Source organism: Bacillus sp. SIMBA_008, assembly GCF_046535495.1.
Lineage (GTDB): Bacteria > Bacillota > Bacilli > Bacillales > Bacillaceae > Bacillus > Bacillus subtilis.
In genome coordinates this window covers 1-235 of sequence record NZ_JAWRWL010001284.1, presented here as the reverse complement: position 1 = coordinate 235, position 235 = coordinate 1, and the positions used below count along the sequence as shown (strand labels likewise).

Annotated in this window: 1 protein-coding gene; it reads right to left on the bottom strand. The window is 50.2% G+C overall.

The genetic code is table 11. From position 1 onward, the window contains the following. Nucleotides 1-223 (bottom strand): PaaI family thioesterase (locus SB658_RS27570; RefSeq protein ID WP_410603754.1); only part of this gene is annotated, 223 nt, incomplete at its 3' end. Nucleotides 224-235: the final 12 nt, after the last annotated feature.

Sequence of the window (235 nt, the reverse complement as noted above, 5' to 3'; positions counted from 1 at the left end):
CATCCCCGCCTAAGGCGAGCCCCCCAGCAAAGGTCAGACTGTTGTCGGCCAGGTAGCTGATCACGCCGCCGTGTGCATATCCGTGCTGCTGCCGAAGGTCTTCCCGCATCATTACCGATATTTGGGCACTGTTTTTTCCAACGTGATCCAACTCTGCGCCAATAAAATTGCTGAAAGGTTGTGAGGAAAATATCTTGTTCGCAAATTCTGTCATATCAGACATGTGTATCAACTC